Source organism: Nodosilinea sp. E11 (assembly GCF_032813545.1).
Taxonomy (GTDB): domain Bacteria; phylum Cyanobacteriota; class Cyanobacteriia; order Phormidesmidales; family Phormidesmidaceae; genus Nodosilinea.
On sequence record NZ_CP136520.1, the window covers coordinates 400,564 to 422,740 of the forward strand.

The window sequence follows — 22,177 nt, forward strand, 5'->3', positions numbered from 1 at the left end:
AGGACTAGGTCGTTCCTTTCATAGCACATCAGAGGGTACCGCCATGCCCAAACAGTCTATTCTTCTGATTGAGCATGAGACCCATCTGAGATATATTTTGAGCGACTGCCTGAGTGAGCTTGGCGGCTGGGAAGTGACTCCTTCAACCTCTATTCAGGAGGGTATTCAGCTATGTGAAAAAAAGCGGCCCGACGTTATCTTGATGGATGCATCGGCCCCTGAACCAGAGGCGTTGATCCTAATTGAGAAACTCAAACAGTATTCGTCTACCCAGGCCGTGCCGATTGTGTTGATTAGTGCGTTGGCTAACTGGCTTACGCCTAAAGAGTTCCATCAGATGGGTTTTGGGGGAGCTATCGGCAAGCCTTTTAACCCATCTACTCTATCGGCCCAGATTTTTCACTTAGCGAGCCTCAAAAGCGCGAAACGTTAGCTTTGCTCAACAGGTTTTTAGTTGAGTTTTTGGCGGACAGCAGCTAAAGACAACTCTAGCTGTCGTCTGCCTCGAACTCGATGCTCAAGTCTGACTGAATCTTATTAGGAGAACATTAATGTCTACGTTAACCGTTTGGAAATTTCAAACTCCCGATGGAGCCGAAAAAGCCCTGGCCAAGCTGGGAGACTTGCAAAAGCAAGAGATTGTCAAGGTGCTTGATGCAGCGATCGTCACTTGGCCCGTGGGGCGCAAAAAGCCCAAGACCAACCAGGCCGTCAGCACGGTAGGTGTTGGTGCCCTAGGTGGTGCCTTTTGGGGCATGCTGTTTGGCCTCATTTTTTTGGTGCCGGTGTTTGGCATGCTAGTGGGTGCGGCAGCAGGTGCGCTGTCAGGCAAGTTTACCGACTACGGCATCAACGACGACTTCATTAAAGACCTCCGCGAAAAGGTCACCGAGGGTACCTCGGCCCTGTTCCTCCTCACCGGCCAGGTGACGGTGGATAAGGTCAGCGAAGCCTTTGCCCCCGACGAGGTAGGTGAACTGATTCAATCCAACCTCAGTACAGAGCAAGAGGCCAAACTGCGCGAAGACTTCGGCGCTGAGCTGTAAGTACTCTCATCTTCCGGGGGCTGGGTGGGCTAGCCCACCCCCCGCAGCGATCGCCCTCCCTAATCCATTGTCCCCCCGCTGGCGGCATCAACGGCAGCTTTTGCAATCGCTCGATCGCAGTCTGCAAGTAGGTAGAGCCTGGCTTCAAGGGTGGTCTGAGTCGATAGTTCTTGGCAACCTGTCTACCGATGCACCGCACCGTCTTTTGAGAATTTCGATGATTAAATCCGTTTACTCGTTGTTGAGGGCTCGTGCCGTCTTTGCAGCTTTGGGATTAGCCCTCATCGCTCCGGCAACGACCCAGGCTCAGATTCCCAATCGCCCCGCCCCGACCAACCTATCTCAGGGTCGCGGCGTGGCTCAGGGGGCCTCCTTTAACCGAGGCCGCAATGCCAATGTGACGCTCAACCTCGATGGCGAAAACTTTGGCCTAGAGCTGACCGAGATTTTGCCGTCGAACGTGCGCGGTCAGTCGCCAGCGCGGGTGCAGTATCGTGGGGCCATTACCCGGCGCACCAATGACCCGACCAATGCCAACAGCTTTAGCCTGTTCACCCGAGTACGCAGCTTTGACTCTTCGGCCAACCTGCGGATTATCACCAACACCACCGGCACCTGCCGGATTGAGGTGTTTAACTCGCGGGTGCTCTCCAGCGATTGCAGCACGATCGCCGACAACAGCAAGACCGAGTTTTTAGGGCTAGAGCAGTTTTAGATAGTTGTTAATTTTAAGTTTTGAGGCTTGAATCAACCCCACAATTCAAACCTCAACCGTCAAAACTTACTCAATTCCAGCCATAGAGTGGGTACTGCCCGCCCTACCGATCCTATTAATGGTGGGCAAAGCCCGCCCTACCGAAAGACATACCATGTTTAACAAAGATCGACCGAGCCGCCGGGAGCAGCGCAAAGAGGAGCGGGAGGTATTTGGTCGCCGGGGCAGCGCCACCCAGTACCGCCTGCGGGAGAGTCTGTTTTCCATCGGCGACGATTTTTGGATTGAAGACAGCCAGGGTCAGCGGGTTTTCAAAGTAGACGGCAAGCTGCTGCGCATTCGCAACACTCTCTTCTTTGAAGACATGCAGGGTAACCGGGTGTGCAAAATCCAAGAAAAGTTACTCACCATCAAAGACACCATGACCATTGAAGGGGCCAACGATGAACCCCTGGCTACGGTGAAGAAAGCGCTGATATCGCCCCTGCGCGATCGCTGGACGGTCAAAGTCGGCAACGGCCCCGATCTCGCCGTGCGAGGCAACGTGCTCGACTACGAATACACCATTGGCGAAGACGGGCGCAAAGTGGCCGAAATTTCCAAACGCTGGTTTAGGATCGCCAACACCTACGGCGTGCAGATCGAGCCCTCCCAGAACGACATTTTAATTTTGGCTGTCACCGTGGCCCTGGATCGCATGGCCCACCCCTAGGTCCATGTTGTTAATCTGACAATTATCTTTTGAGTGCCACCTGAGGTATCGGTGCAGTGCGCTGTTTTAGCAGCATAACGTTGATTGAGAAGGCGGACGCTTGAAAGAAATACACTAGCCAAGCTGCGATACCCACAATCTTAGCGCTGTCTTCCCAAAAGAATCCGTTTATATCCGGCAAATGAAGTTGATCTAGACCAATAGATATAGCAAAGAACACAAACGCCATAACTAACAACAGGTAGTCTGTACGGCGAATAATTGACTGAAACCGGACTAAGAAAGCTAGTACAGCACTCGCATAAACCAAATAAACTATTTTCTCAACCGAGTCCGGAAAGACTTCATCATGGAGCATGAAGACATCGTCAAACCCTAACAAAAGAGACAAGAAGCCTGAAGCTACAAGAAAATTTCGCAGTTTAGAACTCTCGCCATGACATCCTACTAAATAGCCTGCAAACAGGGGAATTGCTGCCGCTGCTGCCCACAAAAAAATCCCGAATTGAGATGCCATGCCAACATAAACTTCACCTCCTAAAAACATTACTGGATCTCTCAGTAAAGCTTCAGGAGGAATATCTTTCCATACGCGTAAAAATACAACTAAACCAATAGGAATAGACGAGATGGCGATAACTAGAGCTAGGGAAAATAGGTTCTTGTGAATCTGTGAGTATAGGTCAGATAATCGTGGCATGACTTTTTGGGCCGATTTAATTGTGAAGGTCGGAAAAACAACCTGCTAAGCTAGGTCGCCGCTCATTCGTTTGCTTAATCTGGGTTTAACCTTAATTCAGCCAAGCCTTAATGTGGCAACTAGAAGGCGAAGAGTTTGTAAAGGTTTCGTGAGTTTTCGTCAGGGAGATTCAAACAAGCATTTGAATCTCAAAGTGCGTCTGCCAGCCAAGCTGCGTCCCTGTCTAGCAAAGATCGGCCTAGCCGCCGGACTACCGCCACCCAGTACCGGGGGCGGGGTAAGCTTCTTTGCCTTCAGCAATAACTTTTGGCTTGAAGGGCAACGTGCTCGACTACGAATACACCATCGACGAAGATAGCCGCAAAGTATCGGGTGGTAGGCGACAGTGCCCACCATCCACCCAGAGTTGTCCCCAGATCCAACTGTGAAATGGCCTGCTGGAAGGGATAGCTACGCGCCGAGGTTAACGGTGGGCAGTGCCCACCCTAACCAATTCATCCCTTATAACGAGACAGGGGTGGCCCTGAGTATCCCCTCCGACAATTCAATAGGAAACGCTAATGATTACTCGCCAAGACCTTAAGGAACTGCAAGGCCTCACCAAGGTGCCTGCCCTATCGCTGCTGTTGCCCACTCACCGCACCTCCCCCGACAACAAGCAAGACCCCATCCGGGTTAAAAACCTGGTCAAAGAGGCTACCGATCGCCTCTCTGAAGAGTTCTCGACCCGTGAGCTAGAACCGCTGCTGAAGAATCTCGACGAGCTGGTGGAGGACATCGACTACGATTATGCCCTCGACGGGCTGGCCCTATTTGTCGCCCACGATTTTGCCAAAAAGTTTTATTTGCCCTTCACCGTGCCCAAGCGGGTAATTATTGACCAGAGCTTCGCCACCCGCGACCTGGTCTACGGCCTGCACCGCGCCCAGCGCTACTGGGTGTTTTTGCTCAGCCAAAACGCCAGCCGTCTGCTGGCAGGCACCGGTGAAACCCTAGAAGAGGTCAACAACAAAGACTTTCCATTGCAAATGGATGGGCCTGGAGCCACCACGGCCCCGCCTGATTTGGCCGACTCGGCCTACGTTGACGATCGCCATCGTCGCTTCTTTCAATCGGTCGATCGCGCCTTTACGGCCTACGCCGACAACGACTCGCTACCAATTATTGTGGGCGGTGTGATTCGTCAGATCTCCTTCTTTCAAGAGGTGTCGCAGTACACCTCGCAGATTGCCGGCACCATCACCGGCAACTTTGACAGTGCCACCGAGGCTGAGCTCATGCCTCAGGTGTGGCCAATTGTGCAGGAAGTACGCGCCAAGCAGCGCACCGACGCTCTAGCCGCCCTCGACACCGCCATGGGCGAGAAAAAAGTGGCCTCTGCTCTAGAGGAAATCTGGCAGGCCGCCCACGAAGGGCGCGGTCAACTGCTGCTGGTCGAAAACGGCTACCGCATCCCCGCCGTAGTCGATGACAAGGGCGGTCTTCAGGTTGTCGATGAAAAAGGCGGCACCGACGTGATGGACGACGCCATCGACGAAATCATCGAAGCGGTTCTCGCCAAGGGCGGTGAAGTCATGCTGATGGACGACGGTGTCCTGGCCGACTACGATCGCATTGCCCTGACGCTGCGCTACTAAATGAGCGCTGAGTTATGAGGTTTGAGTTGTGGCCCCCCATTCAAACCTCATAACCCAAAAGTTAAGCCTTAATTCTCTTAAACACCATGCATAGAAACCGCCGCCACCAACCCACTCGGCTTCGTCCCGCCGCCGTCTCCACCGATGGGGGAGCCTCACTCGCTCCGCTTAACGCTGTCGGTGCCCTGACTGATCACAAGTTGCAAACTGCTAAAGCCAAACTACTGGGTACGGTTGATGCTGCTGAATAGATGGCGGTTTTCTCAGCGAAATCAGAATGCTCCCGCGAGTTCGTCTACCCTAGCCGGTGAGGCCACCCCACCCATCTCCACCGGCCAGTTGCCCGCTCCCGATCGCATCAAGGCCCTGGTGCACGACGCCTATGATCGCTTCAAAACTATCGACGAAGGCGCGATCGCCGACTATATTCCTGCCCTAGCCCAGGTGCCCCGTGACCTATTTGGCCTCTGTGTGGTGGGTACCAACGGCGCGATCCACAGCATAGGGGACATCGACTATGAGTTTTCGATTCAGAGTGTGTCGAAGCCCTTTGTGTTTGCCCTGATCTGTCAGGCAATTGGTGAAGATGCCGCCCAGGAAACCCTGGGGGTCAACAGCACCGGCCAATCCTTCAACTCGGTCATCGCCCTAGAGCGCATCGGCGAGGGCACCAATAACCCCATGGTCAATGCGGGGGCGATCGCCACCACCAGCCTGGCCCCTGGCAACACCGCTGAGGCCAAGTGGCGGTTCATTCAGGAGCAGCTGTCGCGGTTTGCGGGCCGCTCCCTCAGCCTCAACCAGGCGGTCTACGCATCCGAAGCTGCCAATAATCAGCGAAACACCGACATTGCCAAGCTGCTACAGGCCTACGATCGCATCTTCTTCGACCCGGTAGAAGCCACCGATATTTACACCAGGCAATGCTCCCTCAACGTCACCGCGCAAGATCTGGCGGTGATGGCCGCAACCTTAGCCAACGGCGGCGTCAACCCCGTCACCCACGATGCCATCATCGACCCGATTCACTGCCAGCACGTACTTGCCGTCATGGTCACCGCCGGACTCTACGAAAACTCTGGCGACTGGCTCTACGAAACCGGACTACCCGGCAAAAGCGGCGTCAGCGGCGGGTTGCTGACCGTCGCCCCCGGCAAGGGTGGCCTCGCCACCTTCGCTCCACCGCTAGATGAGGCAGGCACCAGCATTAAAGGGCAGTTGGTAACGCAGTTTTTGTCAGAACGGCTCGGTCTTAACCTGTTTGCCTCCCGTCCCCTGACGCCAGCCAAAGCCCCCCTCAACTCAGCTGAAACCATTCCCTAACTAAAACGTTCAAACCGCTGAATGTCTAGCCGTTAGGCATAGCATAACTAGCTCATGCATCTGGGATACTTGAAGTCTGTAAAAACAGATACTTTAGGAACATCTCCATGGGTACCGATCAACAACCCGGCGCGCTAGTTATCATTGGCGGCGCAGAAGATAAAGAAGGCGACTGCACCGTACTGCGCGAATTCGTCCGCGCCGCCGGCGGTATCAAAGCCCGGATTGCGGTTATGACTGCGGCCACTAGCCTGCCCGGCGAAGTTGGCGACGAGTATATTCGTGTGTTTGAGCGCATCGGGGCCGAGTCGGTAGAGATCGTCAATACCGAACGCCGCGAAGACTCTGAACGCGAAGATGGCATTCGCAAAGTGTCAGAGGCCACCGGCATCTTTTTCACCGGGGGCGATCAGTCACGGATTGTTGACTTGATTAAGGACACTCCCCTAGACGAAGTCATTCACCAGCGCCACCGAGAAGGGGCCGTGATTGGCGGCACCAGCGCCGGGGCCGCCATGATGCCCGACGAGATGATTGTGGGCGGTTTGTCAGTGTCTAACCCCAGCGTCGATGCGGTCGAGATGGGGCCAGGCATGGGCTTTTTGCCGGGCATTGTGGTCGATCAGCACTTTGCCCAGCGGGGGCGATTGGGTCGCCTGCTGGCGGGCCTGGTGCTACAACCGGCAGTGCTGGGGTTAGGAATTGACGAAGATACGGGCATTATCGTAGAAGGCGATGAGTTTACCGTGATTGGACGCGGGGCAGTTACGGTGGTGGATGAAACCAGTGCTACCCACAACAACCTGGAAGGTCTGCTCCACGATGAACCGATCGCACTGTGTGGTGTTAAGCTGCACATTTTACCCCAGGGCTATCGGTTTAATCTAAAGACTCACCAGCCACTGGTGTAAGTCCCCATCGCAACTAACCATGACCACCCTGATCAACCCCGCCCCCATCTCGACTCCCGTCAAAACGATCTATACCGGCGATGTTGTTCAGGGGGTACCCGTGATCAGTCATCTGGGGGTGGCCGATCTACCGGCGGGCCAGACCCATCGGTTCTTCTTTCAGGGGGTGCAGATGGGCACGGGGCAGCACTGGTATGTGCCGGTGCTGGTGGCTAAGGGCATCGGCACCTCCCCTGGGAAACCTGGGGCTGGTCCCTGTATTGCTCTGGTGGCAGGGGTGCACGGCGATGAAGTCAGCGGCATCGACGCCGTGCAGCGAGTGATGGCCCAGATCGATCCGGCGGCGATGACCGGGACGGTGATTGCGGTGCTGGGCGTATCGCGCCCGGCCCTAGAATATACGCGCTCACTATGGCCCAGCGCCCAGCAGGGGGGGGTGGGTATCGACATGAACCGGGTGTGGCCCGGCGATGAAGCCGCCGACAATGCCGCAGCCCGCCACGCCGGGCTGCTGTGGCATCGGCTGTTTATGCCCAATGTAGAAGCGGTGCTCGACTACCACACAATCACGACAGGTAGTGCGTTTACGGTATTTTTGTTTGCCGATATGCGCCAGCCAGCGGTGCGTCAGATGGCCGAACTTTTCCCCGTAGAGCACATTAAAGATGACCCAGGCCTAGGCGGCACCCTAGAGACGGCCTTTATCGAAGCGGGTATTCCGGCGCTGACCATTGAAATTGGTGAGGGCCGTCGCTTTGAACCCAACAAAATTGCCCTGGCGGTAGAGGGCAGCCTCAACGTGCTGAAACACTACGGCATGGTAGATGGCCCCCTAGGGCGCACCGCCGCCGACGTCGGCACCGTGTTTGGCGATACCCTAGAGACCATTCGAGCGACGGTGGGCGGGTTTTTAGAATTGCTGGTGGGGCTGCGCGATCGCGTCATTCCCGGCCAGCTCCTAGCGCTCCAGCGCAATGCCTTTGGCGATGTAGTGGCCGAATACCGCGCTACCGTCGCTGGCGAGGTGGCGGTGGTGGCCCGCGACGCCCTCTGCGAACCCGGCGCACGGGTGGTGCAGATTCTCTACAGTCGGGGCAGTGGGCTTTGATTCACGACGACTAAATTTATTGGGCTACCCCCAATTTCACTGGGCGAACCGCCGTAAGACCTCCGGCCAGGCTATACCAACGCCCCTACAGGTTGACCGGTTCGGTCTCGGGGGTATGGAACTCGGATTCAGTATAAAAGGGCTTTTTGGGCATCAAATGGCTCCCAAGTTGCTCCTTCAAATTATAGGAAAATCATAGGAAGGTTTAACCTTAAAGTTACGTTACCTAAGCTTAGAAAATTCTGTTGCCAGCAGGCTTGCTGTGATCATTACTGTACTATCAGCAATGATCACAGCTTGTGCATCAGTGCATTTTTATACAAAATCCGAATTGCATAACTCCGATTCCTAAACAGTCAACCTGTAGGGGCAAATAGCATTCGCCCTACTGAATCCGGGGTAACCAATCAGGATTTGGTATTAAACCATTGCATTTTTGAACCTGCGAAAGAACATTTAAGTAATGAGGCTGGCAAAATGACAACCGACTTTATGGCAACTGAAGACCTTAAAAAGTCAACTAATTGGATCATTTTCTTGAGCATCGTGCTCATTGTGCTGGGCCTGTTGGCGATTATTTCACCGATGGTCGCCTCTGCTTTCTTCACCGCCATGATGGGGTGGATTGCCCTATTCAGCGGTGGGGTAATGATTATCCAATCCTTTCGATCGCACCCCGTTCGAGGGTTTTGGCTCAACCTGATTGTTGGTATTTTTTACGCCGTGGCGGGGCTTTATATTCTGTTTAACCTCGGGGCAGCCATACTGGCACTGACCCTGGCCTTTGGGGTTTTGTTCGTGGTTGAGGGGGTTTTTACCATCATCATGGGCTTTACCCAAAAGGCAGGGCGCAGTATGTCGTGGCTAGTGGTGCTCAACGGCGTGGTGACGCTGATTCTTGGCATCATGGTGCTCAACCGTTGGCCCGTTAGCGCCCTGTGGCTGATTGGCCTATACGTAGGCATTAGCCTATTCTTCAGCGGCATTAGCCTGCTAGCCGCCGCCCTGGCTGCCCGCAAGCTCATCACTGACACCCCGCCCGTAGCCGAGGTCTAAACCCTGCATACCCTCAACGTTTAGGGGCATTGCAGTGCAATGCCCCTAGGCGGTCTCACGCCCTTGCGGCCGACGCGGGTTTTATAGCCATGATCACCTGACATCCGGAAGTCCTAAGCACGTTTGAACGTTCAAACGTGCTTAAGGGAGATGTCTTAGCCAGGCTGGCTACAGCTATAACCCCTAGAACTGGCGGCGCGAAAAAATGGCGATCGCCACCGTGAGCAGCAGTGCTGTGTAGAGCACCCCGTAGAGCGCATGCCCCCCTAGTTCTAGGGGGGTGGGCAGCAACCCTAGGCCGTAGGCGGCTTCGTTACGCAGGTTGAGGCGCTCTAGGTCGGGCAAGACTAGGTAGAGCGCGTTGGTCAAGCGCTGCACCGCTGGGGTTTCGCTGAGTTCGCCAAAGGCCACCAGGTCTTGGCTGAGGTGCCCCATCAGGTACACCGCAAAGGTGAGTAGGGTGGCCAGCAGCGAGCTAGTAAACACGCCAAACACAATGGCCACTGCCACCAGCAAGGCCGCCTCTAAAGTCATAAAGACTAGGGCCAACACCGTGCTGCCCAAAGAGAACGACACCCCGGTAGCCCCTAGCACCACCACAAAAATGAGTCCCAGCGCCGCAATCAACACCGCCAGCACCGCCGTTAGGCCCAGGTGTTTACCAATAATAAACTCGGCCCGACTCACGGGCTTGGCAATCAGCACTAGCACCGTGCGCTTCTCAATCTCTTTGTTGATTAAGCCGGTGCCCACAAACACAGCCACAATCACGCTGAGCAGATGAATACCCGCCAGCCCCAGGTCGATCAAAATTTTGTGCTCGGCCCCGGCGGCGATGTCGGGCAGCAGCACGGCGGCAATCACCATCAACAGGGCAAACAGAGCCACTAGATAGAGAATGCGATCGCGAATGACCTCTAGAAATACCGTGCGAGCAATGACGCCGATGCGAGATAGCACCATTGATGTTGAGCCTCCTGTTAACCTCACGACTAGCTTCTCCGTTGTGTCTGTCTAGGGTGCCCAGCCTGGCGCGGTGTTTCTAGGTTGCAGGTAAGGCTGGCCCACTGGGTTGTGCTATACCCCGGTGGTGCACCTTCAACATTGGCCAGGGTGCCCCGGCTGACGGGCATCAATTGACAGGTTTTTTCTAGGTAGTAGCCGTTTTGGTTGGCGGCAGGCCCTGACCAAATCGCCCACAGCTTTAGGGTGTAGCCCTCTCCATTCGTCAGAGGTTGTAGGTCGAGCCGCCACAGCGAATCTTCGAGGGAGGGATCACGACCCATCTGGGTTTGGACTCGCCGCTGGATCGCCTGCCGCTGGCCATCTAGGTTAAGCAACCAGCGCTCTACCGAGGGCCAGGGTTTATTATTGACCTCCTCTCGCAGCAGCTCTTCGGCCACAGTGAGATGGGTCACCCCCGCCGGCAGGGCAATGGTCTGCCCCGGTAGGCGGTAGACAAAGGCACTATTCTCAACGCTGTCGGCCACCAGGCTAGGGTAGTCGCGCACCCAAGACTGAATACGAAAGTAAAACTGAAACCAGCTGCTAAACAACAGGCTGAGACAAAACAGCAGCACTAGCTGCTGCCGTACCGGCGGCGATGGTGTTTTAAGCTCGAGATCCCAGCTGACTAACTGAGGAATGGCCATCACCGCAAAGGAGACCAGAGGCCAGACTACCAGGGCGGGCTGAAGCCACCGACCGCCCCAGGAACCAAACAAAAACATGCACAAAATAGCTCCCGACACCCAGGGGGCGATCGGTATCCCAAAGGGGCGAATTTTGTTGGCCTCTAGAGCCCACCCAATTCCCAACGCCAGGCAGATCCAGCTCAGGGTGGCGGTCAGCCCCACGGTAAAGGCCGTGGCCCCCAGGGCTCGGGCCAGCAGCGACACCAGCCACGAAAACAGGCTGAGGTAAATCACGGTCTGCCAGGCAAAATAGCGCGGCGGCAGCAGCAGATCTTTGAGCGACTCTAGAAATTGACGCAGTAGAGCTACCATCCGATCACTCCAATCTGGGTTACCAGCAGTAGCACAACCAAAATAGCGGTAAAGCTGACGGCATTGGCCTCTAGTACGGCGAGGGCGCGGGGCGAGTGGCCGCGCTGGCCTTCAATTTGGGCGCGCCTGGCTCGTTCGTAGCGCTGGGTGCGGTTGCTTTCAATCACCTCAGGAGTATTCTCTGGGGGGGCCTGGCCCAGCAGCCGTAGGAGCCAGATTAACCCCTGAAGCTTAATCCAATAGGTGGCAAAAAACGCGGCGATCGCCACTACCACCACCACCACCGGCAGCACATCCTGCCAGCCGTTGGGGTAAAACCGATTAAACAGCACATAGCTAATCACTTGACTACGCAGCGACAGGGGCAGCAAGGCTTCAAGGGCCAAGAACACGATCCAGCCTAGGCTGGTGGCCAACAGGTTAAGGGTGGCTGAGTACTGCATACTGGTGCGGTAGCCGAGGCGCAGCTGTTGGCGTAGCACCATCGCTTCGAGCACAATGGCCATCATGAGCAGCAGGCTCTGAAAGGCGATCGCCCGCAGGGGCATAATGCCCAGTTCTGACAGCAGGTTGGTGGTTGGCATGGGGCGCTGAAGGTGGGTCGTAGCAGCCGACCCCTAACCAGGGATAGGCCGGTGCACTCTCAAGGGTATAACCTTGGCCCGGCTTTCGCTAAGATTTTAGGCCGGGCCATCTTCAGAAAACGCACTGACCGGCTGTAACCCACAAAACGCAACACTCAATACTCATCACCCATACACTCATCACCCATGGTTAGAACCGGCATTGGCATTCGGACGGCTCAGCAGGGCAACGAGCGGCTCACAGGGCAAATTCACGTCTACGACGGCGAGGGCAAAGGCAAGTCGCAGGTCGCCCTCGGCGTTGTATTGCGCTCTATTGGTCTGGGCATTCAGAACTTTTTAGAAAGCCGGGTGCTGCTGCTGCGGTTTCTCAAAGGGCCGGGGCGCACCTACGATGAAGATGCTGCCATCGAGGCGCTGCAGCGAGGCTTTCCTCACCTGATCGATCAGGTGCGCACCGGGCGGGCCGAGTTTTTTGGCCCAGAAGAAATTACTAAGTTCGACAAGCAGGAGGCTCAGCGGGGCTGGGATGTGGCCAAGGGGGCGATCGCATCGGGCCTTTACTCGGTCGTGGTGCTCGACGAAATTAACCCGGTGCTCGACCTGGGCTTGCTCGACATTGATGAAGTCGCCAAAACCCTGCGCAACAAGCCCGACCACTTAGAGATTATTGCCACCGGGCGCGGTGCACCCCAGCCCCTGCTCGATGTGGCCAACCTGCACTCGGAAATGAAGCCCCAACCCAAACCCCAGGGCATTGAAGGGATTGAAGGGATTGAGATCTACACCGGCTCGGGAAAGGGCAAATCGACCAGCGCTCTGGGCAAAGCACTCCAGGCAATTGGTCGCGGCATCAGCCAAGATCTCTCCCACCGAGTACTGATTATCCAGTGGCTAAAGGGGGGCAATGGCTATACCGAAGACGCAGCGATCGCCGCTCTGCACAAAATTTATCCCAACCTGGTAGACCACCAGCGCTGTGGCCGCGATGCCATTGTCTGGCGCGGTCAGCAGCAAGAAATTGACTACGTCGAAGCCGAGCGCGGTTGGGAAATTGCTCGCACTGCGATCGCTTCAGGCCTCTACAAAACCATCATTCTCGATGAGCTTAATCCCACCGTTGATCTAGAACTGCTGCCTGAAGAACCCATTCTGCAAGCGCTGCTGCGCAAACCGCGCGGCACTGAGATTATCATCACCGGACGCTGCAAAAACCGGCCAGCCTACTTTGAGCTGGCCAGCACCCATTCTGAAGTGTTTAACCACAAGCACTATGCCGAAAAAGGCATAGACCTCAAGCGCGGCGTAGATTTCTAAACCGATTTAACCTTGGCCACGGCGGTGGTGAGCTGCTAAGCGTTCTTCATAGGATCGCAGCAGCCCGTGATTGTCGGCTTCACTCAACCCATAAAAGCCGGTTTCTTGGTCGTAGATCGTGGCACCCTGCTGGGGTCGGTCGGGATGGGTGGCGGTGCGGTAGGCCCCTTCGGCAGGGCGATCGTGGCCTTCTATGGGTTCCATACGGCGCAGATCACCGGGGATGGCCGCTGTCTGTACGCCGCTATCGGTAGAGGCATAACCGCTGTTCGAGGGAATGTAATTGTGGCCTAAAAATTGACGATTAGAGCGACCCTGAGCAATCGGCTGATACACACTGCGCACTTGCTCTTCGTAATGCTGGTCGACGACCATATCATCGTCATATTCAGGCAGGTGCTCTACCTGAGACTTGCTTAGACCATCCACATAAATACGGGTTTGGCTGTAGTCAAACTGAGCTAGGCCAATGGGCAGCAATACGGTTTTGCCAAAAATCCACGGTCCTGTATCTACAACCAAATAGCGAAAGCTTCCCCCATCATCTACCAGCAGATCCTTGGCTGTACCGACCTTATCGTCACCCTGAGCATAGACAGAATAGGAGTCAATTTTATCCATCTGCCCGTCTGCCACGGTCTCCCGGTAGCTAGGATAGTAATCTTTGAGGTGATGTAGGGCCATAGGGCGCTTCCTTAAAATTGGTTATTGAGCTCAATGGTAATGAGCGTGGTTTTCAGCGCCATCGCCCATGGGACGGACGACTCTACCGTCAGAGGGCAGGGATTCATGCTCTAGGCGGCTCAAGGAACCTTATCGGGTGGGAGTTGATTGGATGATTGAAGCGTTAACGGGTGGGAAGTGGGAATCGATCGATCTGAGCCATGATGCAGACTGAACCAACCCTTGAGACGGATGTGGTGCTGGTGGGCGGCGGTCACACCCATGCCCTGGTGCTGCGGCGGTGGGGCATGGCTCCTATTCCTGGGGTACGGCTAACCTTGATTACTGACCTGGTAGATACGCCCTACTCAGGAATGCTGCCCAGCTACGTTGCTGGCCGCTACAGCTTTGACGAAGCTCATATTGACTTGCGACCGCTAACCCGCTTTGCCCAGTGCCGCCTGGTGGTCGATCGCGCCACGGGGCTTGACCTGGCCCAGCAGCGGGTGCACTGCGCCCACCATCCGCCCTTGGCCTACGATGTACTGTCAATCGACACGGGCAGCACTCCGGCCACACTGACGGTACCCGGCGCGGCAGAATATGCGATCGCCGCCAAACCCGTACCTGCCCTGCTCCACCAGTGGCAACAGTTTTTAGCAGCGGTGAGAGCCGAGCCCGCTAGGCCGATTACCCTGGCGGTGGTCGGTGGCGGGGTGGGGGGTGTAGAGCTCACCATTGGCCTGCACGAGCGGCTAGGGGCACTGCTGACAGAGTTGCATCAACCGCTATCTAACCTATCCCTACACCTGTTTCACCGAGGCGCAGAATTAGCTCCCGAACGCAACCGATGGACCCGCCGACGGCTGGAGCGGCGGCTGCGATCGCGCGGCATTCAGGTACACCTCAGCGACCCGGTACAGGCCATTACTGAGGATGCCACGACCGGGCAGCGCCTGGTGCAAGCCGCCTCGGGGCTGTCGGTTGAGTGCGATCGCGTCTTTTGGGTGACCAGCGCCAGCGCCCCCGATTGGCTTCAGACCGCTGGCCTCTCGCTGACCGACCAGGGGTTTATTGCCGTGGGCGACACCCTGCAAACCCTCTCCCACCCCAATGTGTTTGCCGCTGGCGATGTGGCCACCATGGTGCACCATCCCCGCCCCAAGGCTGGGGTGTTTGCCGTGCGCCAGGGGCCACCCCTGACCGACAACCTGCGCCGCTACGTGCAGGGCCAAACGCTCAAATCGTTTAGGCCCCAAAAGCAGTTTCTCACCCTGATCGAGACGGGGGAAGGGCGGGCGATCGCCTCCCGCGGCCCTTTTGCCCTAGAAACATCCCTGGCCCACCGCTGGAAAGACCACATCGATCGCAAATTCATGGCCCGCTTCCGCGACCTGCCTGTGGGCGAAATGTCCACCCCCCACCCGCCCACCCCTTCCCCTCTTCACTTCCTCACCCCTTCACCCCCTCACCCACCCGCCCACCCCCCTTGCGCCGGCTGCGGCTCGAAGGTTGGCAGCACCGCCCTGGCCGAAGCGCTCCGCCGGGTGCGTCAAGACTGGCCTGAGGTGGTTAGCGACGCCGTACTGATTGGTCTGGAGGCCCCCGACGATGCAGCCGTAGTCACCGTGCCGCCAGGGCAGGTGATGGTGCACACCGTCGATTATTTCGCCGCCCTGGTCGATGACCCGTTTATCTTTGCTCAGATTTGCCTCAAGCACTGCCTGGGAGATCTCTATGCCATGGGTGCCCAGCCCCACAGCGTGCTGGCCCTGGTGCAGGTGCCCTACGCCACCCCCCCCAAGCAGGCCGAGATGCTCTACCAAATTCTGGCCGGCACCACTAAAGGACTGCTGGCCAGCGACACTCCCTTAGTGGGCGGCCACAGCACCGTTGGCCCCCAGATGGCCCTGGGGTTTGCCTGCAACGGGGTGGCCGACCCGGCTCAACTGCTGCGTAAAAGCGGCATGCAGCCCGGTGACGCCCTAATTCTCACCCAGCCCCTGGGCACAGGAACGCTGTTTGCGGCCGATATGCAGGGCAACGCCAAGGGGCGATGGATGGAGGGGGCGATCGCCTCTATGCTCACCCCCAACCGGGCTGCCGCCAACATCTTTCGCGCCCACGGGGTCACCGCCTGCACCGATGTCACCGGCTTTGGCCTGGCCGGGCACCTGCTCGAAATGGCGCGCGCCTCTGGGGTTGCCGCGACCCTAACCCTCAATGCGCTCCCCGTGCTGGCTGGAGCCGCCGATACCCTGGCCGCAGGATTCCTCAGCACTCTCCATCCCCAAAATCTTCAGGCCGCCGCGTCGATCGAACCGGCAGGGGCCAATCATCCCCTCTACCCGCTGTTATTCGATCCCCAAACCGCAGGCGGGCTGCTAGCCGCTGTGCCCGCCGCTGTAGCTCAATCCTGTCTAGGCGAACTTCGCCGCCACGGCTATCCTGCCGCCGCGCTAATCGGAGAGGTCAAGCCTCAAACCTCGGCCTACCGCCTAGCTCTAGACTCAGGGGAATCGGGGACAACCCAGCAGAATTTAGGATTAGACCAGTAGACCCTAATATTTTGCCAACCGAATAGTGAAAGGCTCAACGGTCTGGGGTTCAAGGGTCTGGGGTTCAAGGGTCAAGGTTTCAGGTTTATAGCCATAGTCCCTTGGGTTAGGACATCTAGAAACCCTAGAAACGTTCGAACGTTCAAACGTTCTTAGGAGACATGTCTTAACCGGACTGGCTACAGCTATACAACCAGCCTTGAACCATGCACCGCAACCCCTGAGCCCTCACTCAGCCGTCATTTTTGGCTGGGCAGACGACTAGACCGCCGCCGCTTTGTAGGCAGCCCAGCCGCCGTAGCTCGAAATATCGGGCCAGCCGTGCTCGTCAATTAGCTCTTTGGGATACAGGAATGCGATCGCCGTGCCCCCATCCACCAGCTTCACCTCGTGGGGATACATGTGGGGGGGCTCATTGTCTTTCAGATAGGTGTATTGCTCCGGCGTCATGGCATAGAGTTCACCCGGAATCGAAATCCCACCCGACTCAACCTCGTAAATACCAGGGTGCCAGCCATCTTTGACCGCATGTAAGCGGTACATTGGGGCCGTCTGGGCTGCACTCACAAACTCTGCACCTTGCAGGTTCTGGTTGTCGGGCTGACCGCGCAGGGCCGAGCCGCAGATAAAGACCGTAACGTTTCCTGGGGTATCAGTCATGGCGAGCGTTCCAGTGCCGGAGATAGCATTAAGAGGTTTTCAATACATCACCTTAAAGGATCACGCTACTTCAAACACACGTTTGATCACTTCAGAATCCAATCATCCCCTGACCTAAGCGAGGCGGCCATTGGGTTCTAGCAGTGCCAGGGTGTAGTTAGAGGGTTCGATCACCAGCAGCGTTTCATCGCCACGGCGGGCCAGCTTAGCGGCAATGTCCAACACCTTAGCTGCGTCAATATCTTGCTTAAAAAAGCTGTAGTAGCGATTGTTGTGGGTCAATGCCATCAGGGGTTTAGTCACATCGGGCACCAGCAGCCGGCAGGTCTGGTAGGCGGTTTCATCGGCTACCAAAAGGCAGGGGTGGGGGCCAAAGACAGGTCGAATGCTGTAGCCTGGATGACGCTTGGGGGGAGCATAGCGGGCCTCTGGCTCGTAGGCCCAGATAGAAAAGCCTCGGGGCGTTCGGGTGAGAGCAGCGGTGTGATCGCGCTTGCTTAAGCGCGTCATGATCTCCAGAGCTTTTTTGGCCTCGGGCACAGTTTTGAAAAAGCTGTAGAACTGATTGTCTACATAGATAGCCGACAGTCGATGGTCAACATCCGGCACCTGAATGTGACAGGGAGTATAGAGATCGCGGTCAAATAGCAGCTTGCAAGAGAGGGCTGGCGTGGGCATAGTCACCAGAGAATCGTGGGCATTGAGGAGAGGAGAGACGCTCATAGGGTAGAAGAAAGTGCGGTAAGTGAGGCAGTTAATTGGGGTGAAAACCCGGACAATATGTAGGTTTATTTAACAGAATCGGGGATTTTCAGTAATTTCCCAATGTTGAAATAACGGAGCTTTACCTGCCACATAATTTCTTAGGCAAGGGAAATTACGGAGGCGGCGGCGATTTCGTAACAAAGCGCAACCTCAACCCAGTCTATCGCCACTGCCGTCCAGGTCAAGGGCAAAGCTAGAATCCAAGGGCAGGACAAGGGTTATGGCCCAACGATTCCTGATAGGGTGTAAAAGCTAGACCACACCCTTTGTTATGACGGCCACAGTAGATTCCCCAATTCCAGTTGTCTTTCCCCTGGCGGCGGTAGTCGAACAGGGAGCGATCAAAATGGCGCTGCTGTTGGCGGCGGTAGACCCCAACCTTGGCGGAGTGGTGATCGCAGGGCGGCGGGGAACGGCTAAGTCGGTGATGGCGCGGGCGCTGCACCAGCTGCTGCCCCCCATTGAGGTGGTTGAAGACTCGTGCTGCAATGCTGACCCCATCGACCCGCGCCTGTGGGACGATCAAACCCGCGATCGCTTTGGTCAGAGCCCTGAACAACCCACGCCAGGCGAGGTGCCGACCCGCGTGGTACCGGCCCCCTTTGTGCAGATTCCCCTGGGGGTGACCGAAGACCGCCTGCTGGGTTCGGTAGACGTGGCCCGCTCCATTCAGGCGGGGGAAAGCGTGTTTCAACCGGGGCTGCTGGCGGCGTCTAACCGGGGCGTGCTGTACGTCGATGACATCAACCTGCTAGATGACCAGGTGGCGAACCTGCTGCTGGCGGCTCTCACCGCCCGCCGCAACCAGATCGAGCGGGAGGGTCTAAGCTTTCAACATCCCTGTGAACCGCTGCTGATTGCCACCTATAACCCCGAGGCTGGCCCCCTGCGTGAGCACCTGCTCGATCGCATCGCCATTGCCCTGTCGGCAGACAGCGCCATGACCCTGGCCGATCGCGTCACAGCCGTTGAGCAGTCGACCCAGTTCGCCAACGATCCCCAGGCCGTCATTGCCGCCTACGCCGACGAAATTGATGCCCTCAAAACCCAAATCATTCTGGCCCGCGAGTGGCTCAAAGAGGTCACCATCAGCCGTGAGCAGATTCAGTACCTGGTGACTGAGGCCCTGCGGGGAGGCATTCAGGGCCACCGGGCCGAGCTGTTTGCGGTGCGGGTGGCCAAGGCCCACGCCGCGCTAGAGGGCCGGGCGGCCGTGACTGCCGATGACCTGCGCGTGGCGGTCGAACTGGTGATTGTGCCGCGATCGCAGCTGCCCCAAGACCTACCCGAAGAACCGCCGCCGCCACCGCCGCCGCCACCCACCAACGAAGACCAAGACGAGCCCCAGGACAACACCGAAGACCAAGATAAGGAAGACGACCAGGAGGACGACACCCCCGACGAAGACGACAGCCCTCCCACCATTCCTGAGGAGTTTGTGTTTGACCCCGAGGGAGTGATTCTCGACCCCTCTATGCTGCTGTTTGCCCAGACGATGGGCCGCCAGGGTAAGTCGGGCAATGCCAACCTAATTTTTTCTGAGGAGCGAGGCCGCTACATCAAGCCCTTTCTGCCCCAGGGGCCAGTGCGTCGCATTGCCGTCGATGCCACCCTGAGAGCCGCTGCCCCTTACCAAAAATCGCGGCGCGAGCGCGAGCCCAACCGCAAGGTGATCGTCGAGCAGGGCGACATTCGCGCTAAGCGCCTGGCCCGCAAGGCTGGGTCGCTGATTATCTTTGTAGTCGATGCCTCAGGCTCGATGGCCCTCAACCGCATGCAGAGCGCCAAGGGTGCCGTGCTTGAGCTGCTGACCGAGGCCTATCAAAACCGCGATCAGGTAGCGCTGATTCCCTTTCGGGGGGAGCAGGCGGAGGTGCTGCTGCCGCCTACCCGGTCTATCGCCATGGCCCGACGACGGCTCGAACGCATGCCCTGCGGCGGCGGATCACCCCTGGCCCACGGCCTTACCCAAGCGGTAAGAGTGGGCACCAATGCCCAGCAGTCTGGCGATGTGGGTAGCGTGGTGATTATTGCGATCACCGATGGCCGGGGCAACGTTCCTCTGGCTCGATCCCTAGGTGAGGTGCCCGACCCTGAAGCCCCTAAGCCTGACATTAAACAAGAACTGCTGGAGATTGCTGGGCGCATCCGTGGAGTTGGCTATCAGCTGCTAATTATTGATACTGAGCGCAAGTTTGTCTCCACCGGCTTTGGCAAAGAGCTAGCCAAGACGGCTGGCGGTCGCTATTATCAGTTACCCAAGGCAACAGATCAGGCGATTGCCTCTATGGCTCGGGGCGCGATCGCCGATATGAAGACTGGGTAAATGGCGCTAATTGTATTCCCTGTATAGGTCATCGTTGGCGTCAGTTGGGCAATATGTAGGGGAGCATCGGGACTTGTGCCCCTTGTCAAGAGGCTGCCTATCCCTACTGTGTACCATTGCGAGTCGCCATGGAACGTCGAGTGTCATCCTTATCCCAGGGGCAGCGCCTGCTAGCCGCCATTATGATTACCGATGCGGTAGGTTTCAGCACCCGTATGTCGGTAGAGGAAGAACGCACTCTGCGGCTGATTGACCGCGACTTGACCCTAATTAGCGACATCTGCCGAGAATTCGGCGGCACGGTGCTCAAATCGACTGGCGATGGTCTACTGATTTACTTTCTCAGTGCCGTAGAGGCGGTATCGTGCGGCCTAGAAATGCAGCGGCGGTTGGTCGATCTAGCGGAGGGGCTAGAGCCGGATCAGTACCTTGACCACCGCATTGGGGTGCACCTGGGTGATATTTTGGTCAGCGAACAAGACGTGATGGGCAACGGCGTCAATGTCACCGCTCGCTTGCAGACCTACTCCAAGCCCAGAGGGCTGTGTGTCTCGCGCACCATTTACGATGTCGTCAAAGCGCGGCTTAATCTTCATGCCACGTTTTTAGGGCCGCTGCACCTCAAAAATATCGAAGAGCCCGTGCCCGCCTACCAGCTTGCCCTCCAGGCGGAAGACACTGAGACTAGCCCCCACGGCTCAGAAGACCACACCTGCACCCTACCCATGACCACCGAGGCGCTGCTGGCCAACGCCGTGCGCACGCTCAGCACCCACACCCACAGCCTGCGCATTAAAAAGCTGGTGTTTGCCGCCTATCAAAAAACTTGGGAAAACGATCCGACGGTGCTGGAGCAGTTCGATCTGCAATCGCTGCTGCTGTCACTGCGCGATCGCTACCCCGCGATTCACGATCTAGAAGAGCAGCTTCAGCGGATAGTCGATGGGCTCAACCGTCAAGATCTCTATACTGAGATGGCAAAAATAGTGGTGAAGCAGCTGCAACCCTGGTACGGGCGATCGCTGTTTCAGAACCCTGAGGGCACGGGCGACTTTACCCAACTCACCGTGCGTTCTGTGGAAGAACGCTGCCACACCATTGCCGAACAACTTGATCAAAACCCCGAATCCCTGCGCTTGCGCAAGCTGATCTACTGTCTCTGCTACAACAATTGGGAAAATGACCCCAGCCGCCTCAGCGAACTGTACCTGCCGGGGCTGATTCAGCAGATTTTGACCGTGGCCCCTAAACCCCAGGATCTGCGCTATCGCCTAGACCGCATTGTGAAGCATCTCAACCGCCGACAGCAGTACGCGCAATTGGCCAACCAAATTGTGGTCAACTTTCAGGGGCTGTATCAAAGCCAAGCCGATGCCATTGCCCTAGCGGAGGCCTCGCCGAGAGACGAGGCGAATCCTGTAGCCGACGCCTCTGGCCCCTCAGGCAATAATGCCGGGAGTAACAGTGCCGGGAGCAACAGTGCCGGGAACAACAGCGCCGAGGGCAGCTACACCACCCTCACCAGTCTGGCTAGCCCAGGGGCCCATGCCAACCAATCACCCGACATGACCACCCTCCAAGGCACCCTGGATAACCCCCTAGGAGGGGAGGCTGACGACCGAGGACCACGGCGCGATCGCGCTTTTCTATTTGACCTCCGGGGCGATATTATTCAGTACGCCAATCCCCTGCGAGCCAAGATTTTGCTCTATTCTTGCCTAAACGGCCCCTTTGGCTACACCGCCCAAGACTGGTCAAGTCTCAGCCGCCAAACCCTCGATGATCTGCTCCAGAAAACCTTTGATTACTGCCCCACCTATGCTGATTTAGACAGCAAGCTCAGTATTATTGCCCATTGCCTGGGCCGGGCTGGCGACGGCGGGCAGGTGGCTAGCGCCATTAGCCAGGCCATGCGCGCCTACTACCCCCAAGACCCCAATGACGTCCTTGCCCCTCTCGCCCCTGAGGGGGCCGCAGCCCAAACGCCGCCTCTAGCTGAAGCCAATCCTGACGTCACTCCTGAGCCATTTAGCCCTGGCGATCGCCCCGCTATTGTGGCCCGTGCTTCTTCCCGATCTTCTGCCTAAGCC

Annotated in this window: 21 protein-coding genes; 14 read left to right on the forward strand and 7 right to left on the reverse strand. The window is 57.1% G+C overall.

Annotated elements, in window-relative coordinates; genetic code table 11:
• Nucleotides 1-43 precede the first annotated feature (43 nt).
• From RRF56_RS04295 to RRF56_RS04310, 4 genes are all read left to right on the forward strand, one after another.
• Nucleotides 44-433: a response regulator gene (locus RRF56_RS04295; protein ID WP_317036392.1), complete on the forward strand. Its 390-nt coding sequence runs from the start codon at nt 44-46 to the stop codon at nt 431-433.
• A gap of 118 nt (nt 434-551) precedes the next feature.
• Nucleotides 552-1,046, forward strand: a complete 495-nt coding sequence (locus tag RRF56_RS04300) for a DUF1269 domain-containing protein (protein WP_317036393.1) — start codon at nt 552-554, stop codon at nt 1,044-1,046.
• Between the two features lie 217 nt (nt 1,047-1,263).
• Nucleotides 1,264-1,761 carry a hypothetical protein gene (locus tag RRF56_RS04305; protein ID WP_317036394.1) on the forward strand — a complete coding sequence of 166 codons (498 nt, stop codon included), beginning with the start codon at nt 1,264-1,266 and terminating at the stop codon, nt 1,759-1,761.
• 154 nt (nt 1,762-1,915) lie between these two features.
• A complete protein-coding gene (locus tag RRF56_RS04310) occupies nt 1,916-2,473 on the forward strand; it encodes an LURP-one-related/scramblase family protein (RefSeq protein WP_317036395.1) in 558 nt (185 codons plus the stop codon).
• A 22-nt stretch (nt 2,474-2,495) separates the two neighbouring features.
• On the opposite strand, the gene RRF56_RS04315 is transcribed toward RRF56_RS04310, so the two are convergent.
• A complete protein-coding gene (locus tag RRF56_RS04315; RefSeq protein WP_317036396.1) occupies nt 2,496-3,173 on the reverse strand; it encodes a hypothetical protein in 678 nt (225 codons plus the stop codon).
• A 560-nt stretch (nt 3,174-3,733) separates the two neighbouring features.
• Here RRF56_RS04315 and RRF56_RS04320 point away from each other — a divergent pair.
• The 6 genes from RRF56_RS04320 to RRF56_RS04345 all read left to right on the forward strand — a co-directional run bounded on the left by RRF56_RS04320 (nt 3,734) and on the right by RRF56_RS04345 (nt 9,208).
• Nucleotides 3,734-4,810, forward strand: coding sequence for a hypothetical protein (locus RRF56_RS04320; RefSeq protein WP_317036397.1), 1,077 nt, complete (start codon nt 3,734-3,736; stop codon nt 4,808-4,810).
• A gap of 86 nt (nt 4,811-4,896) precedes the next feature.
• Nucleotides 4,897-5,061, forward strand: a complete 165-nt coding sequence (locus tag RRF56_RS04325) for a hypothetical protein (RefSeq protein ID WP_317036398.1) — start codon at nt 4,897-4,899, stop codon at nt 5,059-5,061.
• A gap of 88 nt (nt 5,062-5,149) precedes the next feature.
• Nucleotides 5,150-6,133, forward strand: a complete 984-nt coding sequence (glsA, locus tag RRF56_RS04330; protein WP_410510569.1) for a glutaminase A — start codon at nt 5,150-5,152, stop codon at nt 6,131-6,133.
• A 107-nt stretch (nt 6,134-6,240) separates the two neighbouring features.
• Nucleotides 6,241-7,044, forward strand: coding sequence for a cyanophycinase (locus RRF56_RS04335; protein ID WP_317036400.1), 804 nt, complete (start codon nt 6,241-6,243; stop codon nt 7,042-7,044).
• A gap of 19 nt (nt 7,045-7,063) precedes the next feature.
• Nucleotides 7,064-8,152, forward strand: coding sequence for a succinylglutamate desuccinylase/aspartoacylase family protein (locus tag RRF56_RS04340; protein WP_317036401.1), 1,089 nt, complete (start codon nt 7,064-7,066; stop codon nt 8,150-8,152).
• A gap of 477 nt (nt 8,153-8,629) precedes the next feature.
• A complete protein-coding gene (locus RRF56_RS04345; RefSeq protein WP_317036402.1) occupies nt 8,630-9,208 on the forward strand; it encodes an HdeD family acid-resistance protein in 579 nt (192 codons plus the stop codon).
• 183 nt (nt 9,209-9,391) lie between these two features.
• Here RRF56_RS04345 and RRF56_RS04350 read toward each other — a convergent pair whose 3' ends face one another.
• Genes RRF56_RS04350 through fraC form a run of 3 tightly spaced genes read right to left on the reverse strand, consistent with a single transcriptional unit; the run spans nt 9,392 to nt 11,798 of the window.
• A complete protein-coding gene (locus RRF56_RS04350) occupies nt 9,392-10,171 on the reverse strand; it encodes an ABC transporter permease (RefSeq protein WP_317036403.1) in 780 nt (259 codons plus the stop codon).
• Between the two features lie 29 nt (nt 10,172-10,200).
• The gene (locus RRF56_RS04355) at nt 10,201-11,214 is read right to left on the reverse strand and encodes a DUF5357 family protein (RefSeq protein WP_317036404.1); all 1,014 of its coding nucleotides are present in this window, start codon (nt 11,212-11,214) and stop codon (nt 10,201-10,203) included.
• On the reverse strand, nt 11,208-11,798 hold the full coding sequence (fraC, locus tag RRF56_RS04360) for a filament integrity protein FraC (protein ID WP_317036405.1): 591 nt from the start codon (nt 11,796-11,798) through the stop codon (nt 11,208-11,210). Before fraC ends, RRF56_RS04355 begins: the two co-directional genes overlap by 7 nt.
• Nucleotides 11,799-11,984: 186 nt before the next feature.
• On the opposite strand from fraC, the gene RRF56_RS04365 reads away from it, so the two are divergent.
• A complete protein-coding gene (locus RRF56_RS04365; RefSeq protein ID WP_317036406.1) occupies nt 11,985-13,115 on the forward strand; it encodes a cob(I)yrinic acid a,c-diamide adenosyltransferase in 1,131 nt (376 codons plus the stop codon).
• Nucleotides 13,116-13,121: 6 nt separating this feature from the next.
• On the opposite strand, the gene RRF56_RS04370 is transcribed toward RRF56_RS04365, so the two are convergent.
• Nucleotides 13,122-13,799, reverse strand: coding sequence for a PRC-barrel domain-containing protein (locus RRF56_RS04370; RefSeq protein ID WP_317036407.1), 678 nt, complete (start codon nt 13,797-13,799; stop codon nt 13,122-13,124).
• A 200-nt stretch (nt 13,800-13,999) separates the two neighbouring features.
• On the opposite strand from RRF56_RS04370, the gene selD reads away from it, so the two are divergent.
• Nucleotides 14,000-16,336, forward strand: a complete 2,337-nt coding sequence (gene selD, locus RRF56_RS04375; RefSeq protein ID WP_317036408.1) for a selenide, water dikinase SelD — start codon at nt 14,000-14,002, stop codon at nt 16,334-16,336.
• Nucleotides 16,337-16,597: 261 nt separating this feature from the next.
• On the opposite strand, the gene RRF56_RS04380 is transcribed toward selD, so the two are convergent.
• The gene (locus tag RRF56_RS04380) at nt 16,598-16,996 is read right to left on the reverse strand and encodes a gamma-glutamylcyclotransferase (RefSeq protein WP_317036409.1); all 399 of its coding nucleotides are present in this window, start codon (nt 16,994-16,996) and stop codon (nt 16,598-16,600) included.
• Nucleotides 16,997-17,110: 114 nt separating this feature from the next.
• The gene (locus RRF56_RS04385; protein ID WP_317036410.1) at nt 17,111-17,719 is read right to left on the reverse strand and encodes a hypothetical protein; all 609 of its coding nucleotides are present in this window, start codon (nt 17,717-17,719) and stop codon (nt 17,111-17,113) included.
• Nucleotides 17,720-18,032: 313 nt separating this feature from the next.
• Between RRF56_RS04385 and bchD the strand changes: the two genes are divergently transcribed.
• Both bchD and RRF56_RS04395 read left to right on the forward strand, forming a co-directional pair.
• Nucleotides 18,033-20,087: a magnesium chelatase ATPase subunit D gene (bchD, locus tag RRF56_RS04390; protein WP_317036411.1), complete on the forward strand. Its 2,055-nt coding sequence runs from the start codon at nt 18,033-18,035 to the stop codon at nt 20,085-20,087.
• 128 nt (nt 20,088-20,215) lie between these two features.
• A complete protein-coding gene (locus tag RRF56_RS04395; protein WP_317036412.1) occupies nt 20,216-22,174 on the forward strand; it encodes an adenylate/guanylate cyclase domain-containing protein in 1,959 nt (652 codons plus the stop codon).
• Nucleotides 22,175-22,177 lie beyond the last annotated feature (3 nt).